This is a genomic window from Glutamicibacter protophormiae (assembly GCF_014647495.1).
Lineage (GTDB): Bacteria > Actinomycetota > Actinomycetes > Actinomycetales > Micrococcaceae > Glutamicibacter > Glutamicibacter protophormiae.
In genome coordinates, this window is record NZ_BMPH01000012.1 from 111,424 (window position 1) to 138,272 (window position 26,849).

Here is a 26,849-nt window from a genome sequence, read left to right on the forward strand (position 1 = left end):
ATGGCTACCGTCGCACTTGACTCGAAACGCACCAAAGAACATATGAAGATCCGCATCAATCGCCGAGGCTGGGCGGTACTGGTTGGAGTTCCCGTTTTCATTTTGACCATCGCCGCCGCATTCTTGGTATCCATATTCACCTCTAGCGCCCAGGCCTCGTCCACCTTGCCGCAGGGAATTGAAACCGTGGCAGTAACGGTGATCCCGGGAGACTCCCTGTGGGATCTTGCCCGTGAATATGCCGTCGGGTACGACGTGAACGCCGCCATGGAACACATCGCAGAGATCAACGCCCTGGATTCCAGCGAGATCCGCGTCGGTGATACCTTGGACATCCCGGTGCTGGCTAATTAGCCGGCCCACCCCCTTCGGTGGCGACAGGTATTGTTACCTAGCTTCGTCGCCGATTCTGGAACCGCCGACCGCACCATTAGACTTAATGACGTGAATGTCCGCAGTGAACTATTGAGTCAGCTGCCCTTGCGTGAGAATCTCCGCGGGCTGTCCCCTTACGGTGCGCCACAAATTGACGTGCCAATTCAGCTGAATGTCAATGAGAACACCCATCCGCTTCCGCAGACCGTGGTCGATGCTATCGCGGAAGAAGTCTCCAAGGCGGCGGCGACGCTGAATCGCTACCCGGATCGTGAATTCGTGGAATTGCGCGAACTCCTGGCCAGGTATCTGGGCCATGATCTGGACCGCGAGAACATCTGGGCAGCCAATGGCTCCAACGAGATCCTGCAGCAGATCCTGCAGGCCTTCGGCGGCCCCGGTCGAAGCGTGATGAGCTTCGGCCCCACCTATTCCATGTACCCGCTGCTGGCCAGCGGGACGGATACGGAATATATTGCCGGCAAGCGAGCCGATGATTTCACACTTTCCGCTGAGTCCGCTGCCGCACAGGTGCGCGAGCACGCACCGAATATCGTTTTCCTCTGCTCGCCGAATAATCCAACTGGCACCGCATTGGGGCTGGATGTCATCGAGGCTGTCTATGAGGCGGCCTCGGAGACGAAGGCAATGGTGATCGTCGACGAAGCCTACGCCGAATTTTCACTGGCCAACACCAAATCTGCGTTGAGCCTCCTCGCGGGCCGTCAGCGGTTGATCGTCAGCAGAACAATGTCCAAGGCCTTCGGCTTGGCCGGCGCCCGCGTCGGATATTTGGCGGCGGCGCCGGAAGTCACCGATGCGATTCGACTCGTCCGCCTGCCCTACCACCTCTCTGCGGTGACCCAAGCGACGGCCATTGCAGCGTTGAAGAACGTAGACCTCCTGCTGGCGCAGGTCGAGGAAATCAAGACCCAGCGAGACCGCATCGTGAGTACCTTGACCGAACTTGGCTTGAAGCCTTCGGTTTCGGACTCCAACTTCGTATTCTTCGGCGGGCTGGAAGACCCCCACGCCATTTGGCAGGGGCTTCTGGATGCCGGAATCATCATCCGTGACAACGGAATCGCCGGCACCCTGCGAGTCACCGCGGGTACCGAGGCCGAAACGACCGCCTTCTTAGAGCGACTGACCGAACTGCTCAGCACGCAGAAGTAGACAAGACAAGCGAAGGAAGACATGTCTGCCGAATTGATTGGCGCACGTCGCGCCCGTATGGAACGAGTCACCAGCGAATCCTCGGTATTCGTTGAACTGGACCTCGATGGCTCAGGCGTCTCGGAGATCAGCACCACAGTGCCGTTCTTCGACCATATGCTCACTGCTCTGTCCAAGCACTCACTGATCGATCTCACCGTGCGTGCAACTGGTGACACCCATATCGACGTGCACCACACCGTGGAAGATACGGCGATTACCATTGGCGAGGTGCTGCGTGTTGCCCTGGGCAACAAGGCCGGAATCCGACGCTTCGGAACCTCCTACGCACCTCTGGATGAAGCGCTGGCCCGCTCGGTGGTGGATGTTTCCGGGCGCCCCTACCTGGTGCATGGCGGTGAGCCAGCGGGTCAGGAATACCACCTGATCGGCGGACACTTCACCGGTTCGATGACCCGTCACGTTTTCGAGGCGATCACATTCCACGCACAAATCTGCGCACACATCGAGGTGCTCTCGGGCCGCGACCCGCACCACATTGTCGAAGCGCAGTTTAAGTCCTTCGCACGTGCGTTGCGCGAAGCCGTCGAGCGCGACGAGCGCATGGGCGACAAGATTCCATCCACGAAGGGTGCCCTTTAAGTGGCAAAGAAGAAAGTTGTTGTTCTGGACTACGGTTCGGGCAACGTTCGCTCGGCAGTGCGTGCACTGGAAGCAGCCGGAGCCGAGGTGGAACTGACCGCAGACCCGGAAAAGGTCCTGGCGGCCGACGGACTGGTCGTCCCCGGAGTCGGCGCATACGCGTCGGTCATGGAGCAGCTGACCAAGCTCGGCGCATTGCGGTGGATCGGACGTCGCATCGCCGGAGGCAAGCCAGTGCTCGGAATTTGTGTTGGACACCAGGTTTTCTTCGATGAGGGTGTTGAACACGGCGTCAAGACTGCAGGTATCGGCGAGTGGCCCGGCACCGTGGAACGACTGCAGGCTGACGTCATCCCCCATATGGGTTGGAACACCGTCCGCCCGCCGGAGAAAACCAAGCTCTTCGCGGGAATCGAGAACGAGCGCTTTTACTTCGTGCATTCCTATGGAGTTCAGAAGTGGGAATTCGATGTCACCCAACCGGCGATGACCCCGCCGCAGGTCACCTGGTCCACCCATGGAACCCCCTTCATTGCAGCTGTTGAAAACGGTGCCTTGTCGGCTGTGCAGTTCCACCCGGAGAAGTCCGGGGACGCCGGCAAGAAGCTGCTGAGCAACTGGCTGGATACCCTCTAAGATGTGGTCGATCGTACTTCTCGGCGTCGGCGCGTTTCTCGCCGGCGGAGCAATCTCCCTGAAAAACCAGAAGGCGCACCTGTCGTGGATCATCGCCGCGTGGGGCCTGGCAGCTGGTTGTGTCATCGCAGCATGGGCCTTGACCCTCTAGTTTCAAACTTTCGAAGAAGGACAACATGAGTGAGCAACCAATCCTCGAACTGCTACCTGCAGTAGATATCGCCGGTGGTCAGGCAGTGCGCCTGGTTCAGGGTGAAGCCGGATCCGAAACGGGATACGGCGACCCTCTGGAAGCGGCACTGGCCTGGCAGAACGACGGTGCTGAATGGCTGCACCTGGTCGATCTCGATGCGGCCTTCGGCCGTGGCAGCAACATCGAGATCGTCCAGCGTATCGCCCAGGAACTGACCATCAAGGTCGAGCTCTCCGGCGGCATCCGCGATGACGCATCGCTCGACCGGGCGCTGGAATTCGGTGCCACCCGCGTGAACCTGGGTACCGCCGCACTGGAGAACCCGGAATGGACCCGCAAGGCCATTGCCCGCCACGGCGACAAGATCGCCGTCGGCATGGATGTGCGCGGCACTACCCTGTCGGGTCATGGCTGGACCAAGGACGGGGGAGACCTTTGGGAAGTGCTCGCCCGTCTTGAGGATGCCGGGTGCGCACGCTACGTCGTGACCGACGTAACCAAGGACGGAACCCTGCGCGGTCCGAATGTCGAGTTGCTGCGTGAGATCGCCTCGAAGACCAACAAGCCGGTTGTAGCTTCGGGTGGCATTTCCTCCCTCGAAGACCTGCGTGTCCTGCGTGCACTGGTGCCGGAAGGCATCGAAGGTGCCATCATGGGCAAGGCGCTGTACTCCGGGCAGTTCACGCTGCCACAGGCGCTTGATGTTGCGGGCCGTCGCTAGCTACGCCTGAAGCAAAGTTCTGAAAACGTGGATCGGTTGGAATACTCCAACCGATCCGCGTTTTTCTTTTATGGTGCGGAAAAGGACCATCTTTCAGCTTTCGCGTTCTGCGGCCCTCGAAGGTCGCAAATTTCTGCACGGAACAGTAGGCAGGAACCAAGCGGAGCACGCCCGGCACATCTGCACTATCCAAGTACGCGAATCCCGTGCTGCCGTGCTTTGAAGATTCCACGAGCTGGGTCCGCCGCGAAGCGACAGCGACTGGAAAATCTGAAATGTGCCCGAGATCTCGTGGGCAAGCTCATGCCCCAGTCCCTGAAACTTGTTCTTGCGTCGGGCTTCTCACAGATAGCATGGATCTATGAACACCGAGCAACCTGAATCCACTCCTAAGCGCCATCTGCCCGGACATATCGTCGCGGCATTGGCTCAGGCGGGTTCCGCGACTGATTCCGCAGGTCAGAGCTGGGAAGGTCGAGACCTGGCCGGTGAAGATAATCCACTGCACAAGTTCGACAAGGATGATGGACTGGCAGATGCCGAGGTCATGCAGGCCCTTGCTGATCTGCGCGCCGGCAAGGGCAGCGAGTCAGGCGTCCACCAGACGCTGGCCAACGCCCGAGTCTTCGTTGCGGTAGTAGCCCAGCTCGGAGAAGAGGCGATGACCGAGCACGGCTTCGCCGCCGACAAGGAAGCCGACATGGCTCTGGTCAAGATCAAGGGGCCGGACGGACGCATGGCGCTACCGGTGTTCACTACCGTTGAACGTCTCCAGGCATGGCACAACGAAGCGAGACCTGTTGCAGTTTACGCCCCGCGCGCAGCGTTGTCGGCGGTTAGCGAAGAATGCCAGCTGCTGGTGTTGGATCCAGGCAGTGACTATACCTTCGTCCTTCGACGACCTGGCATGTGGAATCTTGCCAAACAGATCGAATGGACGCCGAGCTATCTGAACCAGCACATTGCCGAGCTGGTACAGGAAGCGACTAGTGGCTACGACCAGTTGCGCAAGGTGCAGGTTGCACCGGGCCGAGGTGTCGGATCACGTGACGCACAGGGCCAAGCAGTCCCCGGAGGCGGCTCCGGACCGGAACTGAACCTTCAGTTCGTTTTCGCGGCAGGGACCAGCGAAAACGATGCACGGGAAATCGCGTCAAGTATCCACGGGCAGTTGGCCCGAAAACCCGAGTTTGCCGAGGCGGTGGACTCAATAGAAATCAGCTTGCTCAGCTCATCCAGCTAGGGATGGGCCTACCCGAAGAGGAACACCCCACGTCATGAAGAACTACTGGCAGATTCTGCGTCAGCCTCAGATCGCTTCACTGTTGGTTATCGGCATGGTGGCTCGGCTTCCTCATTCGGCGCTGGGCATGTTGCTTCTGCTCCATTTGGTCACCAACCTCGACCAAAGCTGGGTTTCCGCCGGTCTGGTGACCGCGTTGATGACGATCGGCATCGCGATCGGCGCCCCCTGGCGTGGTGCCCGCGTGGACATGTGGGGCTTGCGACGGGCGCTGATTCCCTCGGTCATCGTGGAAACCGCCGTCTGGTGCACCGTACCCCACGTCCCGCTGGTGTGGATCTATCCGTTGGCGTTCATCGGAGGGCTCTTTGCACTGCCGGTCTTTTCCGTAGTCCGTACCGCCTTGGGTGTCATGACCACTGGAGAGCAACGGCGCACCGCGTTCGCCTTGGACGCGACCGCAACCGAGCTGGTCTTCATTGTCGGTCCCGCGGCGGCAGGCATCGTGGCCACCCAAATTTCGAGCACTATCGGGTTGAGCGTCATCGGCGTGACGGCTTCGGTGGCTGGCTTGGCCATGATGCTTCTGAACCCTCCGACCAGCAGCGCCGATCCCAAGGCTTCGGCGAACAAGGCCAACGTCCATGAGGAGCGACTCGGGGCCGAGGCAAGCTTCATCGCTGCCGCCCCGGTGGGCGTGCCCGAGGTTGAAGGCGAACTGATCCTTGCCGGCATGAAATCTGCGCGTGCCAGGATCAAGAAACGCGGAAAGAACTTCAAGAACCGGTTCAACTGGGTTAGCGCCTCGGTGCTCGCGGTCTTCATCTCGGCATCCGGGGCGGGAATGCTGCTGACCGGCACCGAGGTGTCCATCGTGGCCGAACTCGAAGCAGGCGGCAACAGTGAACAGCTCGGCTTGGTTTTCCTCTTCTGGTGCGGAGCTTCGCTGATCGGCGGGCTGCTCTACGGCGCCATGCGCCGCAATATTTCGCCTCTTGTGCTGCTGCTGCTCATGGCGATTCTGACAATCCCGATGTTCTTCGCTTGGGATCCTCTGTCGTTGGCGATCTTCTCCGCACTCCCGGGCTTCATGTGTGCGCCGACCCTGTCCGCGGCCTCCGAATGGTTGACCGACCTGGTGGCGGAGAAGCGCCGAGGCGAAGCCATGGGTTGGTACGGATCGGCGATGACCGGCGGCACAGCGCTGGGCTCTCCGCTGACCGGCGTGATGGTCGACAACTTCGGCCCACCGCTGGCATTCGTCGGGATTGGGTCACTGGCCATTGCGGTTGTTGTCATGGCATTGATCGCCCAGCAAATTCGACGCCGGGTCCGTCGCCAACGCACCCGCACACGCATTGCAGCGTAGATTCCGGCTTCACGGACACGCGGACCATAAAAAGATCATCCTCGGTGCGGCATAGCATGCCGGGCCGAGGATGATCTTAATCTCTTAAATTTTTCGGGTTGAAGGCTAGTTGACCGGTCCGGTGAACTTTTCTCCGGGACCCTTGCCTGGCTCGTCGGGGATCAGCGAAGCTTCGCGGAACGCCAGCTGCAGGCTGCGCAGGCCATCGCGCAGCGGCGCCGCATGCTGCGAACCGATCTCCGGTGCCCCGGCAGTGACTAGGCCTGCGAGGGCGGTGATCAGCTTGCGGGCTTCATCCAGATCCTTCAGTTCATTTGCGTCGTCGCCTTCGGCCAGGCCGCATTTGACGGCAGCGGCGCTCATCAGGTGAACAGCGGCCGTCGTGATGATCTCTACTGCCGCGACCTCAGCGATGTCACGCACCTGCTGGTCGACGGAGTGCTGGTGCGAGTTGGTGTCTTCGGTACTCATACTGCTAAGCTTGTCACAGACCGACTCAATACATGCAGTCAGCGTTCACCGGTTCGCGCCGGGCGGACGGATCGTACTAGTATTGAGCCATGCAAGTGGAGGCCAACTCCCACCCGCTGTCGCCGCTTGAGGCTTCCGGGTACTTCGGCAGGATGTGCTTGAGCATGTCCCAGATGCAACTCGGAGTTTTCCGAAGTTATGTCGTGTCGTCACTGTGGCCTTCGCCTGCAATCGCAGCCGGAGGCCTTCTTCGTTTGCGGGTATGGAACTTAGGATTTCAGGAGTGACACATCAGCGATCCACGCATTAATGAGCGCATTCGCGTGCCAGAGGTACGTCTCGTCGGCCCCAATGGTGAGCAGGTAGGCATCGTCCGCATCGAGGACGCGCTTCGACTGGCTCACGAGTCCGATCTGGACTTGGTCGAGGTGGCACCCAACGCCAAGCCTCCAGTGTGCAAACTGATGGACTTCGGCAAGTACAAGTATGAAGCCGCAGTCAAGGCTCGCGAAGCTCGTAAGAACCAGACCAACACGGTCCTGAAGGAAGTTCGCTTCCGCCTGAAGATTGACACCCACGACTACCAGACCAAGGTCGGCCACGCACTGCGCTTCCTGGGCGCCGGTGACAAGGTCAAGGCCATGATCCAGTTCCGCGGTCGTGAACAGCAGCGTCCCGAGATGGGTATCCGCCTGCTGGAGAAGTTTGCAGCGGATGTCGCAGAGGTTGGCATCATTGAATCCAGCCCGCGCATCGATGGCCGAAACATGGTCATGGTTGTAGGTCCGTTGAAGAACAAGGCCGAGGCTCGTCGCGAACAGCAGCAGAAGTCGGGAGGCCGTGATTCGGCCAAGCGCAAGATCCGCACTGACGCTCCAGCCGAGACCGAAGGCCAGAATGTCGCTGCAGCGATGGACGAGGATGCACTCGCCAAGCTGGAGCAGGCACGCCAAGCAGCTGAGGGCGACGCCTAGCCAAGCCTGTTGGGCTTTCGAGCCCGTCACCGCCAGCCGGTGAAGGAACTTCCCTTGGAAGATCCAACTACAAGAGAACAGCAGCGGTCACCTTTCGCAAGGGGCCCGCTTCGGATGATCCCTACACGGTATTCAATTGCCGTGTGGAGCACGTAAGGAGAACGGCAGCTATGCCGAAGTTCAAGACTCACAGTGGCGCCAAGAAGCGCTTCAAGGTTACCGGCAGCGGTAAGCTCGTCCGCCAGCAGGCTAACCGCCGTCACTACCTGGAGCACAAGTCCTCGCGACTGACCCGTCGCCTGGCTTCTGACCAGCTGGTCGCAAAGGCCGATGTGAAGACCATCAAGCGGATGCTGGGCCTCTAAGCCTCCCTTTCGCAATTCGGGGAAGCATTACCCCACCACCCATAGATTTCTCCCATTCCGCCATCGCGGCATGGGGAACCAACTTGAAGGAGACACACGTGGCACGTGTGAAGCGGGCAGTAAACGCCCACAAGAAGCGTCGCGTCGTAATGGAACGCGCCAAGGGCTACCGCGGACAGCGTTCGCGCCTGTACCGTAAGGCCAAGGAGCAGCTGCTCCACTCGTTCGTATACAGCTTCAACGACCGTCGCAAGCGCAAGGGCGACTTCCGCCGCCTGTGGATCCAGCGCATCAACGCTGCATCCCGCGCCAACGGCCTGACCTACAACCGTCTGATCCAGGGCCTGAAGGCTGCTGAGATCGAGGTTGACCGCCGCATGCTTGCCGAGCTGGCTGTCTCGGACTCCAACGCTTTCGCCACCCTGGTTCAGGTAGCAAAGGGTGCCCTGCCGGCTGACGTCAACGCCCCAAAAGCGCCTAAGGTAGTAGCCGCTGCAGCCCCAAAGGCTGCTGCTAAGGCTGCTGCCGCTGCTCCAGAGGCCGCAAAGGCCCCAGCCGCAGAGGCAACGGACGAAAACGGTGTCTTCAAGGTAGTTGAAGGTGCTGAGGTTCCAGAGGGCTTCATCATCAAGGGCAACGCAGGCTCCAACAAGTACCACGTACCGGGCTCGACCTGGTACGAGCAGACTGACGCTGAAGTCTGGTTCAACTCCATCGAGGCTGCCAAGGCCGCAGGCTTCGAGCCTGCCGGCGGCGAAGCCCGCCAGAAGTTGAAGTAAATCTACTTCCTCTTTATTGGAGAGATCACACCAAAGGGTGGGATCCGCACTTGGTGCGGATCCTGCCCTTTGGCGTTTCTACCGGTATTCTCGAATCATGACCTATTCGCCCGAGCTCATGTCCAATCCACGCGCCGACAGGGTCAAGGCCGTCGCACGGCTTGCCAACCGCAAGGGACGTGAAGCCACCGGTCAGTTCCTCGCAGAAGGCCCGCAAGCCGTGCGTGAAGCGCTGCTGGCGCACCGGAACAATGACAATCTCATCCAGGACATCTATGCGGTTCCCGGATTCCTTGAAAGCCACCCCGAATTCAATGAGCTGCTGGCGGATATCAAGCTGACGCCGCGTCTTGTCACCGGGGAAGTGCTGCTTGCCATGGCAGATACGCAGACCCCGCAGGGCATCCTGGGTGTGGTGGCCATGAGCCAGCCGCAGCTCAGCGAGGTGCTCGAAGCCAAGCCTAAACTGATCGCGGTGCTCTGCCGGGTCCAGGATCCGGGCAACGCGGGAACCATCTTGCGCGCCGCCGATGCCGCCGGCGCGGACGCCGTGGTGCTGACGAAGGGGAGCGTCGACATCTACAACCCGAAGGCCGTGCGCTCCACGGTGGGTTCGCTGTTCCACCTCCCGGTGCTCAGCAACGTCGAATTCGACCACCTCGTCGCCGCCTCCAAGGCCACCGGAGTCCAGGTGCTGGCCGCCGACGGTTATGCCGCCCACAACCTCGACGCCCTGCAGGACCAGGCGGTGCTGCGCGCCCATGCCGGGGGCGGCGCCCCCACCGACGGAACCGCACCGGTGCTGGAAACACCCACCATGTGGCTGTTCGGCAACGAAGGCCAAGGACTGGACGAGCATGAAAAATCCGCGGCGGACTTCCGCGTGGCAGTTCCGTTGTACGGAGTCGCCGAGTCGCTGAACGTCGGAACTGCGGCCACCGTCTGCCTTTACGGCTCGGCCCGGGCCCAGCGCTAGCCGACTGCAACCGAATCCCGAGGGAAGAACGCCTGAATGAATACCGCACTGAAGCAGATCGTCGCGGTGGCGATCGTCGACGACCTCACTGCGCCCACCCGGATGCTCGCCGCGCGACGCAACCGTCCCGAAAGCCTTGCCGGCCTCTGGGAATTCCCCGGCGGCAAGGTCGAGCCGGGGGAGTCGGACACCGCGGCGGTGCGCCGCGAACTGCGCGAAGAACTGGGTGTGCAGCTGCGCCTGGGCGCCGAAATCGCCGGTCCGCTGCCGCAGGGATGGCAGCTGAACGACAAGGCGGCGATGCGCGTGTGGTTCGCAGTCATCACCGAGGGGGAACCCCGGCCGTTGGACGGGCATGACCAGCTGGCATGGCTGGACCTGGACGATTCGCTGGGGGAAGCGGTTCCGTGGATTCCCGCCGATGCACCGATTGTCGGTGCCTGCCTGGAGCTGTGCCGAATCGGCCATCTGGCCCAACACCCGTAGACTGTTTACAGCGTCAATAGTGGTTTGCAAGCCACCTACCCAAATTTCAAGGAGCGTCTCCGTGAAGAGACTAATTAGCGTCATTGCGCTGGCTTTCGCCGCCGTGCTGGCCCTGTCCGGCTGCGTCAACATGAACGCGGGCGTCAGCATCGAGGGTGACGACCAGGCCACCGGTACCGTCGAAGTCACCATGAACAAGGACGCGCTCCAGGGCCTGGACTTCCAGGATCTCCTGGCCACCCAGGTCAACATGGACCAGCTGAACACGCAGCTGGCCGGCGTCTGGACCACCAGCAACATCGATGACGGCGAGAATGTCGGCCTGGCCTTCACGACTGCCAAGACCATGACCTTCACCGAGCTTGCCGACGCCTTCACCGTCTTCGGCTTCCCGGTCACCATCTCCGGCAACGGGCAGGAGTTCACCTTCTCCATGCCGGGCACCGGCCAGACCGCCGTTGATTCCAGCTTCACCGAGGCGAACTTCGCAGTGACCTTCCCGGGCGCGATCGTCTCCACCACCGCCGGTCAGGTCGATCACCACACCGTGACCTTCGACCTGATCCAGGGCGCCGAGTCCTACCAGGCCACCGGCAAGGCGAACTTCGCAATGCTCTACTCCATCATCTTCGGCGGCGCACTGCTGGTGCTGACCTTCGTCTTCGTGCTGGCCTTCAGCCCGAAGGCCGCCAAGGAATCCCACTAGCGCGGATTTCATCGCAGCTGCGTAAGCAGTGCCACGCTCAGGGCCCGTCATCGTTGAAACGAAGACGGGCCCTTGGCAATAGAATAGAAGCAAAGTGCTTGAACGAGTAATTACGAGATAAGAGTAAGGATCGATCGATCCCATGTCTGATCAGACAACACCAACGGCTCCGGACGCGGAGCCGAACATTCCGCACCCCACCGATGAAGCAGCGATCTCCCAGGCAGTAGAGGCCGCCCTGGCCGCCATCGAAGCCGCAGGGGACCTGAACGAGCTGAAGGAAGCGCGTCTGGCCCATACCGGCGAGAAGTCGCCGCTGTCGCTGGCCAACCGCCAGATCGGCAAGCTGGACAAGTCGGAGAAGGCCGTCGCCGGCAAGCTCGTGGGCGGCGCCCGCGGGCGGGTCAACAAGGCGCTGGCAGCCCGCACCGTGGTGCTGGAAGAGGCCGAAGCGGCCCGCATCCTCGTCGAGGAGACCGTCGACGTCACCGCGGCGCCGCGCCGCCGCCGTGCCGGCGCCCGCCACCCGCTGTCGGTGCTGCAGGACCGGGTCTCGGACATTTTCGTGGGCATGGGCTGGGAAATCGCCGAGGGCCCCGAGGTCGAATCTGAGTGGTTCAACTTCGACGCGCTGAACTTCAAGCCCGACCACCCGGCCCGCGAAATGCAGGACACCTTCTTCATCGAGCCTGCCGACGCCCATCTGGTGCTGCGCACCCACACCTCCCCGGTGCAGGTCCGCTCGATGCTCGAACGCGAGGTGCCGGTCTACGTGCTCTGCCCGGGACGCACGTTCCGCACCGACGAACTCGACGCCACCCACACCCCGGTCTTCCACCAGTTCGAAGGCCTGGCCGTTGACAAGGGCCTGACCATGGCCGACCTGCGCGGAACCCTGGAGCACTTCGCACGCCAGATGTTCGGCGCGGAAGCGCAGATCCGCCTGCGCCCGGCCTACTTCCCGTTCACCGAGCCGAGCGCCGAACTCGACATCTGGCACCCGGGCGCCAAGGGCGGCCCGCGCTGGATCGAGTGGGGCGGCTGCGGCATGATCAACCCGAACGTGCTGCGCGCCGCCGGCATCGACCCGGAGGAATACTCCGGCTTCGCCTTCGGCATGGGCATTGAGCGTACGCTCATGTTCCGCAACGACGTCCCGGACATGCACGACATGATCGAGGGCGACGTCCGTTTCAGCCAGCACTTCGGGATGGAGATCTAAGTTATGCGTATTCCACTTTCCTGGCTGCGCGAGTACACGCAGCTTCCGGCCGATGCCTCGGCCGAAGACCTCATGGCGGACCTGGTCAAGGTCGGCCTGGAGGAAGAAGACGTCCACCGCCCCTCCGACGAGCTTTCCGGCCCGATCGTGGTCGGCCAGGTGCTCTCCCTGGTCAAGGAGGAAGCCTCCAACGGCAAAACCATCAACTGGTGCCAGGTCCGCGTGGTGCCCGAAGGCGCCGAGCAGACCCTGACCGGCAAGGGCATCGACCCGACCGGCGTGCAGGGCATCGTGTGCGGAGCGCACAACTTCGTGGAGGGCGACAAGGTGGTTGTCACGCTTCCGGGCGCCGTGCTGCCGGGCGACTTCAAGATCTCCCCGCGCAAGACCTACGGCCACACCTCGGCCGGCATGATCGCTTCCTCGCGCGAGCTGGGCATCGGCGACGACCACGACGGCATCATCGTGCTCTCCCGCCTGGGCCTGGATCCGGAGCTGGGCACCGACGTGTTCGAGCTCTTCGGCCTGGATGACCAGGCTGCGGAAATCAACGTCACCCCGGACCGCGGCTACTGCTTCTCGATCCGCGGCGTAGCCCGCGAATACGGGCTGGCCACCGGCACCGACTACACCGATCCGGCCTCCAAGGTCCAGGTCACCGACGCCGCCGAGGCCGGCCACCCGGTGGTGCTGGACGACCAGGCGCCGATCTACGGCGTGGCCGGCTGCACCCGCTTCGTGACCCGCGAGGTCGCCGGCATCGACCCGACGCGCCCGACCCCGCGCTGGATGGCTTCGCGCCTGCAGCTGGCCGGCATGCGCTCGATCTCCCTGCCGGTGGACATCTCCAACTACGTGATGCTGGAGCTGGGCGCCCCGCTGCACTTCTACGACGCGGACAAGCTCACCGGCGCCATCACCGTGCGCCGCGCCGCGGCCGGGGAGAAGCTCACCACCCTGGATGAGAAGGACCGCGAGCTGTCGCCAGAGGACCTGCTGATCACCGACGAATCGGGCGCCATCGGCATTGCCGGCGTCATGGGTGGCGCCAGCACCGAGGTCTCGGATGCGACCTCCCGCGTGCTGATCGAGGCCGCGCACTTCGACGCGGTGTCCATCGCCCGTTCGCGCCGCCGCCACAAGCTGCCCTCCGAAGCGTCCAAGCGCTTCGAGCGCGGGGTGGACCCGCGCATCATGCAGATCGCCGCGCAGCGCGCAGTTGACCTGCTGGTCGAGCTGGCCGGCGGCACCGAGACCGCCAAGGTCACCGACGCCGGCGCCGTGCCGGAGGCCGCGCAGATTCTGCTGCCCGCAGGCTTCGCCTCGGCGCTGATCGGCGTGGACTACTCCGACGCGCAGATCATCTCCGCGCTGGAGGGCATCGGCGCGCAGGTCTCGCAGGACGCCGCGGGCTTCACCGTGACCGCCCCGAGCTGGCGCCCGGACCTGGCCATCAAGGAGGACCTGGTTGAAGAGGTCGCCCGCGTGATCGGCTACGACCAGATTCCGGCGACCCTGCCGGTGGCGCCCCCGGGCCGCGGCCTGAGCCGCTCGCAGTCCCAGCGCCGCCGCGTGCTGCAGGGCCTGGCCGACGTCGGCATGACCGAGGTGCTCAGCTACCCGTTCGTCTCGCAGGCGCAGAACAACACCTTCGGCGCCGCGCAGGCAGGCACCCCGGTCAAGGCCATCACCCTGGCCAACCCGATCTCCAAGGAATTCCGCTTCCTGCGCACCTCGCTGCTGCCTGGGCTGCTGGACACCGCACGCCGCAACCACGGCCGCGGCTTCCGCGACCTGGCCCTGTACGAGGGCGGCCTGGTCTTCCTGCCGGGCGAGCAGCTGGGCTCCAGCGTGCTGCCTCCGCTGGGCGCCAAGCCGAGCGACGAGGTGCTGGCCGAGCTCTTCGCCGGCGTGCCGAACCAGCCATGGCAGATCGCCGGCGTGTTCACCGGCCACGAGGCCCCGGCCGCCGCCGGGTTCGCCCCGCGTGCCTGGGACTGGGCCGACGCACTGGATGCGGCGCGTACCGTCGCAGACCTGCTGGGCACGCAGCTGGAGATCGCCCAGGGCAGCCACCAGGCATTCCACCCGGGCCGTGCGGCAGCGCTGAAGCTGGATGGCCAGATTGTCGGCTACGCCGGCGAGCTGCATCCTGCGCTGCTCAAGGACGCCGATCTTCCGGCGCGCACCGTGGCCTTCGAACTGAACGCCGCGGCCGTAATGGATGCGGCCCCGGCCGTGGTTGTCGCAGGGCACCTGTCCACCCAGCCGCTGGCCACCCAGGACGTTGCCCTGGTCGTGGACCGCGAGGTCGTGGCCGGCGACGTGCTGGCAGCACTGCGTGAAGGCGCCGGCGAGCTGCTGGAAGACGTCGCCCTGTTCGATGTCTACGAGGGCAAGGGCATCGAGGACGGCAAGAAGTCGCTGGCCTTCGGCCTGCGTTTCCGCGCCACCGACCGCACCCTGACCGCGGACGAAGCTTCCGAGGCGCGAGCCGCCGCGGTGGCCGTGGCCGCCGCGAAGTTCGGCGCCGTCCAGCGCTAGCTGCGACTGCTTGCTACGCCCCGTTTCCCTGGATCTGCAGGGAAACGGGGCGTTTGCCATTTCCGCTAGCGATACAGGAAGCGGTACCAGTGCGGCCTGGTCCTCTTCTGGAGCCAGCCCAGCCCACGCGTGTCGGCGGGGTAGTCGTCGATGAGGGCCCACTGGGAAAGGACGTCCTCCAGTTCTTCGCGGGAGATTCCTCCGATGAAGGAAGAGAAACGGGAATTGTCGAATTGCAGGCTCAGGAAGGTCGCACCGGGTGCGGCGAGCCTGCCGACCTCCTGCCCATAGCGGGTGCGGGCGGCGTCGGACAGGCCCTGCAGGCATCCGGAGTCCAGGAAGAAATCGAAGCCGGCAGCCAATTCGGACAGGTCGGTGACGTCAGCGTGTACGTAGGTCTCGTGCGGCCCCGCCTGCCGACGGGCACGGACCAGCGGCAGTTGCTGCGCCTCCACGCCCACCACCTCGAAGCCTGCCGCGGCCATTCGGCGGCCGTGGCTTCCGCTGCCGCAGCCCAGGTCGATGGCCCGGGGGAGGAGGCCGGGGGAATCGCCGGCATGCTGCTCGAGTTCAATGCGCAGCTGATGCTCGAAGCTGTCACCGTGGATCTTGGCGTAGTGCTCCCACGGGTGGACGCCCAATCGGTAGGAAAGGCCGTAATTGATCTCCATGAGTTTCCCTCCGCCGCATTTGAGGTGTTGGGAGCATTATGGCCCCGGAACGGCACTGTGGCTAGGAAGCAAACGAGTGCCCAGCGAGTAGCCACGGGCTAGACTTGTGGCTTGGGTTTATTCGATGCGAAAAGGGGGAACGCATGTCGGCTGCGCGGAAAACAGGGGCTTGCCTGCTCGTTTTGGTTCTGGGAGCCATGGCTGTCGTGGCGGCCATCGCCCTTGCCTGGGGAGCGGTGCTGCTGATCCAACGCGGGGCGGGAACGCATCTGGACGAACCGGCGCAGGACCAGCAGCGCGAACAGGATTCAGGGACGGCTACAAGCCCTCCTCTGATACCTCGGAGTCTGCGGACAGGTAGGGAATCGGTGAGATCCGCTGGGAGTGGGGGTCTGCGGCCTCCGCGTCGGTACGCTGCCGGGTGCACGCGCTGCGGACCAGCAACCTGAGTACACGGGAATTGTTCTCGAAAGTACTGGCGAGCACCGATGCGGCGCCCGCTCCGCCGGCAATGCCAGGCCCTGCGGGAGCATCAGGGGCCCGATTCCCCGTTCCCGAATCGTGGCTCCACCCATAAGCAGACTTCCACGGATTCGAGCTTGCGTGGGGCGGCGAACATTCCGTTGGCGTATTACCTGCCGGGTGATCAACCCCTGAATTCCCGCGGCGCGCAGCGCCATTTCCCTGCCCCGCGGCAGTCGGGAAGCTGTTCAGGTCTCGCTGGCGCAGGTCACGGCAGCTCCTCGCAGAGTGCCGGCAAGCCTGGCCCGGAAATCATGGTCTGCGGCGGGAGCAGCGAGCAGGCACGCGGGCACGGGCTTTCGGCCAGCTTAAAGACGAATGCCGAGGGATGGAACACGGGGTTCACATTCCTCGGCATGCCGGCAGGGTCCTTGGCGGATCTAGCTGCCGGATACGGTCTTTTCCACCGGTGGCAAATCGGACCATGGGAAGGTGATCCACTTGTCGGTGCGGCGCCACTCGTAGTCCGGAACCATGATGGTGCGCGGCTTGGTGTAGAGGCAGACGGTCTTGACGTTTGCGCCCCATTCAGAGATGAGGTCGACGACCTTGGCCAAGGTGCGCCCCGAATCCGAGACGTCGTCAACAAGCAAGACGTTCTTGCCGTGCAACGCTCCCTCGTCCAGCATCGGGGGGAGCACGACTGGTTCCGGAAGGACGGTGCCGATGCCGGTGTAGAACTCCACGTTCAGGGCGCCGCAGGCCTTGGCTCCCAGGGCGTAGGCGATGGAACCGGCCAACAGCAGTCCGCCGCGGGCGATTGCCACGACAACGTCGGTTTCGAATCCGCTGTCAACAACGGTCTGGGCCAGTTCGCGGGATGCCACGCCGAAGGTGTCCCAGGTGAGAACTTCGCGTTCGGCTTCAGGAAGTACGGCCGCGCCGGAATCATCAATGCTAGTCATCCTCCAATTTTACAGCCACTTGTAACCCACGTTGACATGAGGGGGTTTCATCCTTTCGGATTCCGGGAGGTCTCGACCCGGCTCATTGCACGTCTGATATGCGACGAAGCATCGAATTGGCAACTGGGCAGCCTACGCGGTTCCGTGCGAAGTGTTACCCGCATCTCTGATATTTCCGTGCACCTGCGCTTCCGCACAGTGGGCCGAGCGGACACATTGGCCAGGGCTCCGGGACGGGGCCACCTCGAAGAACGCGCGGGCTCCGGCGGCCAGGCGCGACTTCGGGCGCCGTGGCGCGTCAAGCAGTTTGTATCTTCGGCAGTCATATTCGGTCTAATGGGTTGCAACACTACCTAGCTAGTGAGACTATCTAACGGTGGAAGATTTCGAGGACTACCCCGAGCTGACGAGGGCCGCGCTCCCGCAGGCGGTGCTTTCGGTGCTGAGCCACGGGGAGAATCACGGGTACGCCATTGCCGAGGCGCTTCGCCGGCACGGGTTCACGCGCATCAAAGGAGGGACGCTCTACCCGTTGCTGAAACGGCTGGAAGAGCAGAAGCTGACGCAGCACCTCTGGACGCACGAGCATGCGGGGCCTCCTCGCAAGCTCTTCAAGCTCACGCCGCACGGCGAGGCGGAGCTTCAGCGTGCTGAAGCCGCCTGGGCGGGCATGACGCACGCCTTGTCCGAGATTCGAACGACAAGCCAGGAGAAATCGTGAATTACGAACGGAACTTGACCTTCAACCTGCGGATGCAGGGCATGCCGGAGTCGGAGATAGCTGAGACGCTCAAAGAGGTTCGATCCCATGAGGCCACGACGGGCGCATCCGCCGAGGCGGAATTCGGTCCCGCCGAGGAGTATGCCAAGCAATTTCCCAAGCGGAAGCGACGTACGAAGGGGCGCGCCATCGTCACCGCTGGATTGATGCTGGCGGTTGCCTACCTGCTTTTCGCTTTCTTGGGCAAACCGCTCGCGGGTATCGATATCCGCGACTACGTCGGACCGCTGGTACTGCTTCCGGCGGTAGCGATCATCGCCGTGGGCATGCTCCTCGGATTCCTGGTGGACTACTTCCAGCCAGCCCGGTCCGCATAGTGCGGCAGGCATCCACGAGTCGGGCGGAGCAGGGGCATTGATCCTTGAATTCTTGGTGGCGTGCCGAGTGCGCCGCGCTGCTTCTTCCCCTTGGCGGCGCACCGTGCCGTGGCTGACTTCTGGCGATATCTGGGAACTTGATACGGGTTCAAGACATCGCCTGAAATAGGCGATACGATGGCCTAAATCAATCGTCGGGAAGATCGACCCGCTATTCGACCGGAGTTCTGCACATGCAATTTCGCCGCTATTTGACTCGATGCTCCGCCACGGCCGCCGTGGCGGTGCTGGGATTCTCGCCGGTATGGCCTGCGGCTGCCGCCAGCGCTTCCGCCGTCGGCATCGCCGCCGGAGCAAACCTGGAGGGTGTCAGCGTTTACGACACCGCGGATGTCCTGAATGATGAGAAGATCAAGGACGCCATGGCGGGTATCGACTTCAACGAACCTACCAAGGTTGCGGTCTTTTCTCGCGAAGGCAAGAACTCCGACGACATCAACACCGAAACCCTCACGTTCGCACGGGATGCGCATCCGGAGTGGATCTCGCAAGATCCCGAGGACTACGGCGACTACTGGGCCGATGGATACTTCATCATCATGCTTTCGGTCGAGGGACCGGGCGACGGCCAGATCGGCACCTACTTCGGTGAAGACCGCAAGGTTTCCACGGGCCAGATGGAATCCATCCACAAGGCCGGGTACGAGGACTTCAATCTCTCACGCTGGACCGACGGCGTCATCGCCGTCGGCGCCAAGGGTGCGAAGATCATGAACCGGCCTTGGTACAAGAACCCGGCCCTTTGGATCACCACGGGCGTCGCCGGCGGCGCAGCGGGAGTGACAGGCCTGGTGGCCTTCGGTATTCGGGCTTCGCGGCGCAAGGAGTTCGCGGCGCACCTCGACTCCGGCAGGGAGCATCTGGGCAACGTGTCCATGGATCTGGATGCCACCGAGCTATCCGCCCGCACCCTGCCGAGCGGCTCACGCCATGCGGCGGACCTTGAACGGCGTTTTGCCGATTTCATGGTCGATTACCGTTCGCTGTTCACCCGGCAGCAGGAGCTGGAAGCGGCCACGAAGAAAACTCGGTCCTCCACGTCGGGCGTCGCTCGCTCCAAGGACTTCAACGACACCGCACAGCAGTTGGATGCGACGGATGACGCAATCATCGCCGCGGCGGCGCTGTACACCAGGTCTGCCACGTGGCAAGATGCGTGGCGGGCGCAGGCGGCCCCGATCCTTGAGGATCTGGAGGAACTTCCGCAGCTGCTCGACGACACGGACAAGAAGCTGGGCCCGGCCGGGAGCGCGTTGCGCTCATTTGCCGCAACAGCGCAGCAGGAGGTGCAGGATATCGGCACGGATCTGGCCGCGCAGGCGATCGATGTCGATACCGCTCTGGACCGGCTCAGCGAGCTGCGCAAGCAATTGACCGAACGGCTTGAAGCCTATGCCACCGCACGGATCGGCGCCTACGCCAAGTCCAAGGCGGAGGAAAAGGAAATGCGCGAGTCGATGCGCCAGCAGCGCTACGCCGCCACCGGATCCCGCGGCGGCGGATCGATCCTGGACGTGACCAGCCCGGCAGAGCTTTTTTGGCGGGTGGGCGCATTCAACATCGGCTACCATTCCGCAGTCAGTGCGGTGGACAGCTCCCGCCAAGCCGCCAGCTCGTCTTCCGGGGTGTCCAGCGGTTATTCCGGGGGCGGCAGCTTCTCGGGGGCGGGCGGTTCTTCCCGCTTCTAGGGTTCTGCATCCGACGCCCTCAAGAGGGCAGTAGCACCGGCATGCGGTGGGGCTAGTGCGCTGCGCGCACCTGGGCCAGCAGTCGCTGAGGTGTTTCCCAGAGGACTTCGCGCATCCATTGGTCGCCCAGGCCCAACGCATCGAGGGCCTGGATCTGGTGGCTGTAGGGGTAGGGGATGTTGGGGAAGTCGGTGCCGAGCACCACCTTGCCCGCCAATGCCGCCAGCAGCGAGCCATATCCCTCTGGCATGGGAGCGAACTGCTCCGTGAAGTCGGTAGCCAGCATGGTGGTATCCAGGTAGACATTCGGGTGGGCCAGTGCCAGCTCGGCGAACTCGCGGTAATCGGGCAAGCCCGCATGGGCGATGACCAGAACCAGATCCCCATGTCGTTCCAGCAGCCGGCGAATGGGCTCGATGCCCGTGTGATCTCCCTGGTGCGGGCCGTTGCCGCAGTGGATGACCACCGGGGTGCGCGCCTCGGCCACCAGCTGCCAGGCCCGGTCCAGCAACGGGTCGTTCGGGTCGAAGTTTCCGACTTGGACATGGATCTTGAAGACTTCGACACCCGACTCGAGGCAGTCTTTGACCTGTTGCTCGGCGCCGGCCTCGGGATAAAAGGTGCCGGAGGCGATCGCCTGCGGGTGGTGCGCCGCGAAGTTCCGCGAGTACTCATTGAGCCAGCCGGCCATGCCCGGGCGGTGCGCGTAGTTCAAGGTGCTGAACCGGGCGACTCCCAGCTGTTCGAGGGTGGCGACGCGGTGCGCCTCGTCGGTGCGGTAGCTGATCGGCCAAGGTAGGTCGCCGTGCGCTTCGCGGCCGTCGAAGAACGCCCAGACCTTGTCCAGCACATTCTGCGGCATGAAATGCACATGCAGATCAATCAGCCCCGGAAGGCCCAACCGTCCCAGATAGTCCTGGATCTCTGCATCGTTGGCGGGGCTTCGCTGCACCCGGGAAAGGTCTTCCACTGGTGTGCTCCGAGGGTCGTCGTTGTGAGGGGATTGGGTGGCCGGCTGGAGGCCGGAAACCGGACTAGGCCAGCAGCATCGCGGTCTGGGCGATGGCGGAAACCAGGAATACCAGCGTCCAGGCGAAGAGCGCCCAATCGCTGGGGCCGAAGGAGGAGAAGACGTTGGCGAAACGCCGGAGCACGCTGGTGCGCTGGATGGCCTTGGCCTGCGCCGGTCCTCGCCGGTCCCGATGGACGTGGCGGCCTGAACCGCCGTCCGAGTCCTCGGACCGGGAACTGAACACGGCATAAAACAGCAGCAGGAACATGCCCGCTCCGAGGAGCAAGGGCACCGCCAATGAAACCAACAGCTCGCCTTTCGGGAAAATGTCAATGGAAGGAAACGGGCCGCCGCGGCACTGCGACGGCCGGTGCCGAGGTTAGGGAACGAGCAGCACCTTGCCCGTAGTGGCGCGGGACTCCAGCGCGGTGTGGGCCGCCGAAGCCTCGGCCAGCGGGAAGCTCGCTCCGATGCGCACGTCCAGCTTGCCTTCGGAAGCCCAGCGGAAGATGTCGCCGAAGCGCCAGTGCATTTCGTATTCAGTGGCAATGAAGTCGTCGAGTTTCGGGCGGGTGACGGTCAGCGAACCGCCGGCGTTCAACCGCTGTAGGTTGAAATCGGGCACCTGGCCGCTGGCCCCGCCGAACAGCACCAGGGTGCCGCGGCGCCGCAGCGCGGCCAGCGAGGTGTCGAAGGTGTCCTTGCCGATGCCGTCGTAGACCGCATGCACCCCCTGGCCGTCGGTGACCTCCTCGACGGTGGCCGCCACCTGGTCGTAGCCCACCACGTAGTCTGCTCCGGCGGCCTTGGCCAGGTCTTTCTTCTCCTGGGTGCTGGCGGTGGTGATCACCGTGGCGCCCTTCAGCTTGAGCAGCTGGGTCAGCAGCAGCCCCACCCCGCCAGCTCCGGCGTAGGTCAGGACGATGTCGCCCTCGCGCACGATATAGCTCGAATGCACCAGGTAGTGGGCGGTCATGCCCTGCAGCGGCAGCGCGGCGGCCACCTGCAGGTCCACGGCATCGGGGACGTGCCCGGCCCGGGCGGCGTCGACCACCGCGTAGTGGGCGTAGCCGGCGGTGCCGGAAGCGGTCGCCACCCGGTCCCCGACAGTGAAGTTCTGCACGCCCTCGCCGACCTCGGTGATGATCCCGGAGAATTCGGAGCCCGGCGTGAAGGGGTAATCGACCTTGTAGGTGCCGCTGCGCTGGTAGGTTTCGATGAAGTTGACCCCGATCGCGGCGACCTTCACCTGGATCTGTCCGGGCCCCGCGGCCGGAACCGGAGACTGCCCCAGAACCAGTCCCTTGGCATCCGATGGTTCGTCAACGAGTATGGCTTGCTGCTGCATGGGGGAGCGCTCCTGTGGAAGAATGACGTCGACCCGTATGGACGGGCCCCTACTAGGGCCAGTCTATGACTCGAGCCTGCGCAGCGGCTGATCGAGAGCGTCCATGTCGTCGTTCATGACAAACCATGTTATGAATATTTATTAGCCTCAATGCATATTTTGCGGTAGAATCTGGTCATGACGATTTCAGTTGCTGTCTCCGGTGCCAGCGGGTACGCCGGCGGCGAGGTCCTGCGCATCCTTGCCACCCACCCCGACGTAGAAATTGGCGCCATCACCGCGCATTCCCAGGCCGGGCAGCGCCTGGGCGGCATCGCGCCGCACCTGCATGCGCTCGCCGACCGGGTGCTGGTGGACACCACCGTGGAAAACCTCGCCGGGCACGACGTCGTCTTCCTGGCCCTGCCGCACGGCGCCAGCGCCGCAGTGGCGCAGCAGCTGCCCGAATCGACCCTGGTCATCGACGCCGGAGCCGACTTCCGCCTGGAATCCGCCGAGGCCTGGGAGAAGTTCTACGGCACCAAGCACGCCGGATCCTGGCCCTACGGCCTGCCCGAGCTTCCCGGCCAGCGCGAAAAGCTGGTCGGCGCCAAGCGCATCGCGGTGCCCGGCTGCTATCCGACCGGCGGCCAGCTTTCGCTGGCGCCTGGCTTCGCGGCCAACCTGCTGGAACCCGACGACGTGGTGATCGTGTCCGCCTCGGGCACCTCCGGCGCGGGCAAGAGCGCCAAGACCCACCTGCTGGGCGCCGAAGTCATGGGCTCCATGAGCACCTACGGCGTGGGCGGCGTGCACCGGCACATCCCGGAGATGGAGCAGGGCTTCTCCAAGCTCGCCGGGGAACCTGTCACCGTGTCCTTCACCCCGACCCTCGCCCCGATGCCGCGCGGCATCCTGACCACCGCCACCGCCAAGGTGAAGCCCGGGGTGACCGAAGCGCAGCTGCGCGCGGCCTGGTCCGCGGCCTACGACCATGAGCTGTTTGTCCACCTGCTGCCCGAGGGCCAATGGCCGACCACCGGCGCGGTACAGGCAAGCAACCACGTCCAGCTGCAGCTGGCCTTCGACACCCACGCCAACCGCGTGATCGTCTCGGTCGCGCTGGACAACCTGACCAAGGGCACCGCAGGTGCCGCAGTCCAGTCGATGAACATCGCGCTGGGACTGGAAGAAAACACCGGATTGCTCATGCAAGGAGTCGCACCGTGAGCCTCGCCCACACCAACACCCACCCATCCGCCAACGCCCTGGGCGTCACCGCCCCGGCAGGCTTCACCGCCGCGGGCGTGCCGGCAGGACTGAAGTCCACCGGCAAGAACGACGTGGTCGTGGTGCGCAACCTCGGGCCGGACTTCGCCGCGGCCGGCGTCTTCACCTCGAACCGCGTGGCCGCCGCTCCGGTCAAGTGGTCCCGCCAGGTGCTGGCCGACGGCCGCATCGACGCGGTGCTGCTGAACTCCGGCGGCGCCAACGCCTGCACCGGCGCGGAGGGCTTCGGCAACACCCACCGCAGCGCCGAATACGTGGCGGACCTGCTGAAGATCTCCGCCGGCGACGTGGCGGTGGCTTCCACCGGCCTGATCGGCCAGCAGCTTCCCATGGACAAGCTGCTGCCGGGCATCGCGCAGGCCGTCGGCAAGCTGGCCGGCAGCCAGGATGCCTCCGACCAGGCTGCCGCCGGCATCATGACCACCGACTCCGTGTCCAAGCAGGTCAGCCGCGTGGTGGGGGATTCCACCAGCGGCCAGGCCATCATCGGCGGCATGGCCAAGGGCGCGGGCATGCTCGCCCCGGCGCTGGCCACCATGCTGGTCGTGTTGACCACCGACGCGGTGCTCACCAGCGAGCAGCTGGACGCCGCGCTGCGCAGCGCCACCGCGATGAGCTTCGACCGCGCTGACTCCGACGGCTGCATGTCCACCAATGACACGGTGCTGCTGCTGGCCTCCGGCGCCTCGGGCATCACCCCGGACACGGCCGAGTTCACCGCGGCGCTGACCGACGCCTGCCAGGAGCTGGCAGCCCGGTTGATCGACGATGCCGAAGGCGCGGACCACACCATCGCGATCCGCACCTTCAACGCCGCCACCGAAGCCGATGCCCTGGAGGTCTCCAAGGCCGTCTCGCGCTCCAACCTGGTCAAGACCGCGGTCTTCGGCAAGGACCCGAACTGGGGACGCGTGCTCTCCGAGGTCGGCACCACCGCCGCGGCCTTCGACCCGGACGAGCTGAACGTCGCGATCAACGGCGTGTGGGTCTGCAAGAACGGCGGGGTGGGCGAGGACCGCTCGCTGGTCTCGCTCGAAGACCGCAACGTCACCATCGACATCGACCTGAACGCGGGCACCGCGCAGGCCACGGTGCTGACCAACGACCTGACCCACGACTACGTCCACGAGAACTCCGCCTACTCCAGCTAGGCGCGTCCCTTCAACAAGGACAAAGGAAGAGCATCATGCCTGAGAACACCCGCACCGACGTCGGCCTGGCCCAGCGCAAGGCCGAGGCGCTGATCGAGGCGCTGCCCTGGATCCAGCGTTTCGCCGGCACCACCATGGTCATCAAGTACGGCGGCAACGCCATGGTCAACGACGAGCTGCGCCGCGCCTTCGCGGAGGACATCGTGTTCCTGCGCCACGCCGGGATCAACCCGGTGGTGGTGCACGGCGGCGGCCCGCAGATCAACAAGATGCTCGACACCCTGGGCATCGAGTCGGAGTTCCGCGGCGGGCTGCGGGTCACCACCCCGGAAGCCATGGACGTGGTGCGCATGGTGCTCACCGGCCGGGTGCAGCGCGATCTGGTCGGCTTGATCAACTCGCACGGCCCCTACTCCGTGGGCATGTCCGGCGAGGACGGCGCCACCCTGCAGGCCATCCGCACCGGCACCATCGTTGACGGGCTGCCCGTGGACCTGGGGCTGGTCGGCGAGGTCACCCGGGTGCGCACCGACCAGGTGGACTCGCTCATCGACGCCGGGATGATCCCGGTGGTCTCCACCGTGGCCCCGGAATTCGACGCCGAGGGCGAACCGACCGGCGCGGTGCTCAACGTCAACGCCGACACCGCGGCCGGCGCCCTGGCCACCGCGCTGGGCGCCTCCAAGCTGGTGATCCTCACCGATGTGGAGGGCCTCTACAGCGCCTGGCCCGACAAGTCCTCGCTGATCACGTCCATCACCAACGACGAGCTGCGCGAGATGCTGCCGGGCCTGGAATCGGGCATGATCCCCAAGATGGGCGCCTGCCTGGATGCCGTGGACTCCGGCGTGGGCCAGGCCCACATCGTGGACGGGCGCGAACCGCACTCCATGCTGCTTGAAATCTTCACCGCCGCCGGCGTGGGCACCCAGGTGGTCCCCGCCGCCCCAACGAACCAGAAGGACCAGAAGTGAGCGAGACCGCCGCCTCCACCGACGCAATGCCCAGCGAGAACTCCAGGGCCGCGGACCTGGCCGGGCTGGGCAACCAGTCCTCGGCCGCGCTGGCCGAGCGCTACTCCAACAGCCTGCTGGGCGTGTTCGGCGCCCCGCAGCGGGTGCTGGTGCGCGGGGCCGGCTGCCATGTGTGGGATGCCGACGGCAACCAGTACCTGGATCTGCTCGGCGGTATCGCGGTGAACACCCTCGGCCACGCCAACCCGTTGCTGACCTCTGTGATCACCTCGCAGCTGGCCACCTTGGGGCACGTGTCCAACTTCTTCACCTCGCCCACGCAGATCGCGCTGGCCGAGAAGCTGCTGCGGATCTCCGCCGCCCCGGCCGGCTCCAAGGTGTTCTTCGCGAACTCCGGCACCGAGGCCAACGAGGCCGCGCTGAAGCTCACCCGGCGCAACGCTGGCACCGAGCAGGCTCCGCGCACCAAGGTCATCGCCCTGGAGCACGCATTCCACGGCCGCACCCTGGGCGCGCTGTCGCTGACCTACAAGGAAAAGTACCGCGCCCCGTTCGCCCCGCTGCCGCAGAACGTCACCTGGATCCCCGCCGGGGACGTCCAGGCGCTGCGCGACGCGGTGGACGAGACCGTCTGCGCGGTGTTCATCGAGCCGATCCAGGGCGAAGCCGGCGTGCTGGAGCTGTCCGGCGAGTACCTGCAGGCGGCCCGCGAGATCACCTCCGAGGCCGGCGCGCTGCTGGTCTTCGACGAGGTGCAGACCGGCATGGGCCGCACCGGCGAGTTCTTCGCCTCCGCTCCGGTGATCCCGGATGTCATGACCCTGGCCAAGGGCCTGGGCGGCGGCTTCCCGATCGGCGCGATGATCGTGTTCGGCGAGGAAAACACCGCATGGCTGACCCCTGGGGACCACGGCACCACCTTCGGCGGCAACCCGGTGGCCTGCGCCGCCGGCTTGGCGGTCATCCACACCATCGAGAAGGACAACCTGCTGGCCCACGTGCGCGACACCGGCGCCTGGCTGCGCGAGCAGCTGGCCGGAGTGCAGGGCGTGGGCGCGGTACGCGGCGCCGGCCTGCTCAACGCCTTCGAGCTCACGGCCGGCTCGGCGCCGGCAATGGTCACCGCCGCGCTGGACGCCGGCTTCATCATCAACGCCACCGACGAGCGCACCATCCGCCTGGCCCCGCCGCTGGTGGTCACCCGCGAGCAGCTGGCTACCTTCATCGCGGCGCTGCCCGGCCTGCTGGCCGCGGCCGCAGCCTGAGCGACCTA

The 26,849-nt window shown here is 64.4% G+C and carries 29 protein-coding genes; 23 read left to right on the top strand and 6 right to left on the bottom strand.

Annotation, left to right across the window (positions count from 1 at the left end; translation table 11 throughout):
* The 8 genes from IEY43_RS14040 to IEY43_RS14075 all read left to right on the top strand — a co-directional run bounded on the left by IEY43_RS14040 (nucleotide 1) and on the right by IEY43_RS14075 (nucleotide 6,355).
* The gene (locus IEY43_RS14040) at nucleotides 1–354 is read left to right on the top strand and encodes a LysM peptidoglycan-binding domain-containing protein (RefSeq protein WP_188949197.1); all 354 of its coding nucleotides are present in this window, start codon (nucleotides 1–3) and stop codon (nucleotides 352–354) included.
* Between the two features lie 90 nt (nucleotides 355–444).
* Entirely contained in the window at nucleotides 445–1,551 is a 1,107-nt protein-coding gene (locus IEY43_RS14045; RefSeq protein WP_188949198.1) for a histidinol-phosphate transaminase, read from the top strand.
* A gap of 21 nt (nucleotides 1,552–1,572) precedes the next feature.
* The gene (gene hisB / locus IEY43_RS14050) at nucleotides 1,573–2,193 is read left to right on the top strand and encodes an imidazoleglycerol-phosphate dehydratase HisB (RefSeq protein ID WP_188949199.1); all 621 of its coding nucleotides are present in this window, start codon (nucleotides 1,573–1,575) and stop codon (nucleotides 2,191–2,193) included.
* Nucleotides 2,194–2,829 carry an imidazole glycerol phosphate synthase subunit HisH gene (hisH, locus tag IEY43_RS14055; protein WP_188949200.1) on the top strand — a complete coding sequence of 212 codons (636 nt, stop codon included), beginning with the start codon at nucleotides 2,194–2,196 and terminating at the stop codon, nucleotides 2,827–2,829. It abuts the gene before it with no gap.
* Nucleotide 2,830: 1 nt separating this feature from the next.
* On the top strand, nucleotides 2,831–2,980 hold the full coding sequence (locus IEY43_RS14060) for a CG2302 family histidine operon protein (protein ID WP_188949201.1): 150 nt from the start codon (nucleotides 2,831–2,833) through the stop codon (nucleotides 2,978–2,980).
* A gap of 25 nt (nucleotides 2,981–3,005) precedes the next feature.
* Nucleotides 3,006–3,743 carry a bifunctional 1-(5-phosphoribosyl)-5-((5-phosphoribosylamino)methylideneamino)imidazole-4-carboxamide isomerase/phosphoribosylanthranilate isomerase PriA gene (priA, locus tag IEY43_RS14065; protein WP_188949202.1) on the top strand — a complete coding sequence of 246 codons (738 nt, stop codon included), beginning with the start codon at nucleotides 3,006–3,008 and terminating at the stop codon, nucleotides 3,741–3,743.
* A 361-nt stretch (nucleotides 3,744–4,104) separates the two neighbouring features.
* Nucleotides 4,105–4,986, top strand: coding sequence for an SseB family protein (locus tag IEY43_RS14070; RefSeq protein WP_188949203.1), 882 nt, complete (start codon nucleotides 4,105–4,107; stop codon nucleotides 4,984–4,986).
* Between the two features lie 34 nt (nucleotides 4,987–5,020).
* Nucleotides 5,021–6,355 (top strand): MFS transporter, encoded by a 1,335-nt coding sequence (locus tag IEY43_RS14075; protein WP_188949204.1) that lies wholly within the window; start codon nucleotides 5,021–5,023, stop codon nucleotides 6,353–6,355.
* Nucleotides 6,356–6,460: 105 nt separating this feature from the next.
* Here IEY43_RS14075 and IEY43_RS14080 read toward each other — a convergent pair whose 3' ends face one another.
* Nucleotides 6,461–6,826 (bottom strand): DUF1844 domain-containing protein, encoded by a 366-nt coding sequence (locus IEY43_RS14080; RefSeq protein WP_188949205.1) that lies wholly within the window; start codon nucleotides 6,824–6,826, stop codon nucleotides 6,461–6,463.
* A gap of 323 nt (nucleotides 6,827–7,149) precedes the next feature.
* Here IEY43_RS14080 and infC point away from each other — a divergent pair, with 323 nt between their 5' ends.
* The 8 genes from infC to pheT all read left to right on the top strand — a co-directional run bounded on the left by infC (nucleotide 7,150) and on the right by pheT (nucleotide 14,878).
* Complete coding sequence (gene infC / locus IEY43_RS14085; RefSeq protein WP_229777417.1) at nucleotides 7,150–7,800, top strand: translation initiation factor IF-3; 651 nt, start codon at nucleotides 7,150–7,152, stop codon at nucleotides 7,798–7,800.
* Nucleotides 7,801–7,970: 170 nt separating this feature from the next.
* A complete protein-coding gene (gene rpmI / locus IEY43_RS14090; protein ID WP_047121169.1) occupies nucleotides 7,971–8,165 on the top strand; it encodes a 50S ribosomal protein L35 in 195 nt (64 codons plus the stop codon).
* A gap of 98 nt (nucleotides 8,166–8,263) precedes the next feature.
* The gene (gene rplT, locus IEY43_RS14095) at nucleotides 8,264–8,944 is read left to right on the top strand and encodes a 50S ribosomal protein L20, sunset domain variant (RefSeq protein ID WP_188949206.1); all 681 of its coding nucleotides are present in this window, start codon (nucleotides 8,264–8,266) and stop codon (nucleotides 8,942–8,944) included.
* A 97-nt stretch (nucleotides 8,945–9,041) separates the two neighbouring features.
* Complete coding sequence (locus tag IEY43_RS14100) at nucleotides 9,042–9,920, top strand: TrmH family RNA methyltransferase (RefSeq protein ID WP_188949207.1); 879 nt, start codon at nucleotides 9,042–9,044, stop codon at nucleotides 9,918–9,920.
* A 36-nt stretch (nucleotides 9,921–9,956) separates the two neighbouring features.
* A complete protein-coding gene (locus tag IEY43_RS14105) occupies nucleotides 9,957–10,406 on the top strand; it encodes a (deoxy)nucleoside triphosphate pyrophosphohydrolase (RefSeq protein WP_188949208.1) in 450 nt (149 codons plus the stop codon).
* 61 nt (nucleotides 10,407–10,467) lie between these two features.
* Nucleotides 10,468–11,112: an LppM family (lipo)protein gene (locus tag IEY43_RS14110; protein ID WP_188949209.1), complete on the top strand. Its 645-nt coding sequence runs from the start codon at nucleotides 10,468–10,470 to the stop codon at nucleotides 11,110–11,112.
* A gap of 142 nt (nucleotides 11,113–11,254) precedes the next feature.
* On the top strand, nucleotides 11,255–12,334 hold the full coding sequence (gene pheS / locus IEY43_RS14115; RefSeq protein ID WP_188949210.1) for a phenylalanine--tRNA ligase subunit alpha: 1,080 nt from the start codon (nucleotides 11,255–11,257) through the stop codon (nucleotides 12,332–12,334).
* Between the two features lie 3 nt (nucleotides 12,335–12,337).
* Nucleotides 12,338–14,878: a phenylalanine--tRNA ligase subunit beta gene (pheT, locus tag IEY43_RS14120; RefSeq protein ID WP_188949211.1), complete on the top strand. Its 2,541-nt coding sequence runs from the start codon at nucleotides 12,338–12,340 to the stop codon at nucleotides 14,876–14,878.
* Between the two features lie 65 nt (nucleotides 14,879–14,943).
* Here the strand turns inward: pheT and IEY43_RS14125 are convergent, their stop codons facing one another.
* Both IEY43_RS14125 and IEY43_RS14130 read right to left on the bottom strand, forming a co-directional pair.
* The gene (locus tag IEY43_RS14125) at nucleotides 14,944–15,549 is read right to left on the bottom strand and encodes a class I SAM-dependent methyltransferase (protein WP_188949212.1); all 606 of its coding nucleotides are present in this window, start codon (nucleotides 15,547–15,549) and stop codon (nucleotides 14,944–14,946) included.
* A gap of 902 nt (nucleotides 15,550–16,451) precedes the next feature.
* A complete protein-coding gene (locus tag IEY43_RS14130; RefSeq protein WP_188949213.1) occupies nucleotides 16,452–16,976 on the bottom strand; it encodes a phosphoribosyltransferase in 525 nt (174 codons plus the stop codon).
* A 376-nt stretch (nucleotides 16,977–17,352) separates the two neighbouring features.
* Here IEY43_RS14130 and IEY43_RS14135 point away from each other — a divergent pair, with 376 nt between their 5' ends.
* The 3 genes from IEY43_RS14135 (at nucleotide 17,353) to IEY43_RS14145 (ending at nucleotide 19,822) form a co-directional block, all read left to right on the top strand.
* A complete protein-coding gene (locus tag IEY43_RS14135; RefSeq protein ID WP_188949214.1) occupies nucleotides 17,353–17,697 on the top strand; it encodes a PadR family transcriptional regulator in 345 nt (114 codons plus the stop codon).
* A 14-nt stretch (nucleotides 17,698–17,711) separates the two neighbouring features.
* Nucleotides 17,712–18,074, top strand: a complete 363-nt coding sequence (locus tag IEY43_RS14140; protein ID WP_188949215.1) for a hypothetical protein — start codon at nucleotides 17,712–17,714, stop codon at nucleotides 18,072–18,074.
* Between the two features lie 233 nt (nucleotides 18,075–18,307).
* Nucleotides 18,308–19,822, top strand: a complete 1,515-nt coding sequence (locus IEY43_RS14145; RefSeq protein ID WP_188949216.1) for a DUF5129 domain-containing protein — start codon at nucleotides 18,308–18,310, stop codon at nucleotides 19,820–19,822.
* Nucleotides 19,823–19,874: 52 nt separating this feature from the next.
* On the opposite strand, the gene IEY43_RS14150 is transcribed toward IEY43_RS14145, so the two are convergent.
* From IEY43_RS14150 to IEY43_RS14155, 3 genes are all read right to left on the bottom strand, one after another.
* Entirely contained in the window at nucleotides 19,875–20,792 is a 918-nt protein-coding gene (locus IEY43_RS14150) for an amidohydrolase family protein (RefSeq protein ID WP_229777418.1), read from the bottom strand.
* 64 nt (nucleotides 20,793–20,856) lie between these two features.
* Entirely contained in the window at nucleotides 20,857–21,141 is a 285-nt protein-coding gene (locus IEY43_RS18230; protein WP_229777419.1) for a hypothetical protein, read from the bottom strand.
* Between the two features lie 72 nt (nucleotides 21,142–21,213).
* Nucleotides 21,214–22,182 carry a quinone oxidoreductase family protein gene (locus IEY43_RS14155; RefSeq protein WP_188949218.1) on the bottom strand — a complete coding sequence of 323 codons (969 nt, stop codon included), beginning with the start codon at nucleotides 22,180–22,182 and terminating at the stop codon, nucleotides 21,214–21,216.
* 177 nt (nucleotides 22,183–22,359) lie between these two features.
* Here IEY43_RS14155 and argC point away from each other — a divergent pair, with 177 nt between their 5' ends.
* Genes argC through IEY43_RS14175 form a run of 4 tightly spaced genes read left to right on the top strand, consistent with a single transcriptional unit; the run spans nucleotide 22,360 to nucleotide 26,841 of the window.
* A complete protein-coding gene (gene argC, locus IEY43_RS14160) occupies nucleotides 22,360–23,391 on the top strand; it encodes an N-acetyl-gamma-glutamyl-phosphate reductase (protein WP_188949219.1) in 1,032 nt (343 codons plus the stop codon).
* 38 nt (nucleotides 23,392–23,429) lie between these two features.
* On the top strand, nucleotides 23,430–24,602 hold the full coding sequence (gene argJ / locus IEY43_RS14165; RefSeq protein WP_188949237.1) for a bifunctional glutamate N-acetyltransferase/amino-acid acetyltransferase ArgJ: 1,173 nt from the start codon (nucleotides 23,430–23,432) through the stop codon (nucleotides 24,600–24,602).
* Nucleotides 24,603–24,637: 35 nt separating this feature from the next.
* A complete protein-coding gene (gene argB, locus IEY43_RS14170; protein WP_188949220.1) occupies nucleotides 24,638–25,576 on the top strand; it encodes an acetylglutamate kinase in 939 nt (312 codons plus the stop codon).
* A 26-nt stretch (nucleotides 25,577–25,602) separates the two neighbouring features.
* Nucleotides 25,603–26,841, top strand: coding sequence for an acetylornithine transaminase (locus IEY43_RS14175; protein ID WP_188949238.1), 1,239 nt, complete (start codon nucleotides 25,603–25,605; stop codon nucleotides 26,839–26,841).
* Nucleotides 26,842–26,849 lie beyond the last annotated feature (8 nt).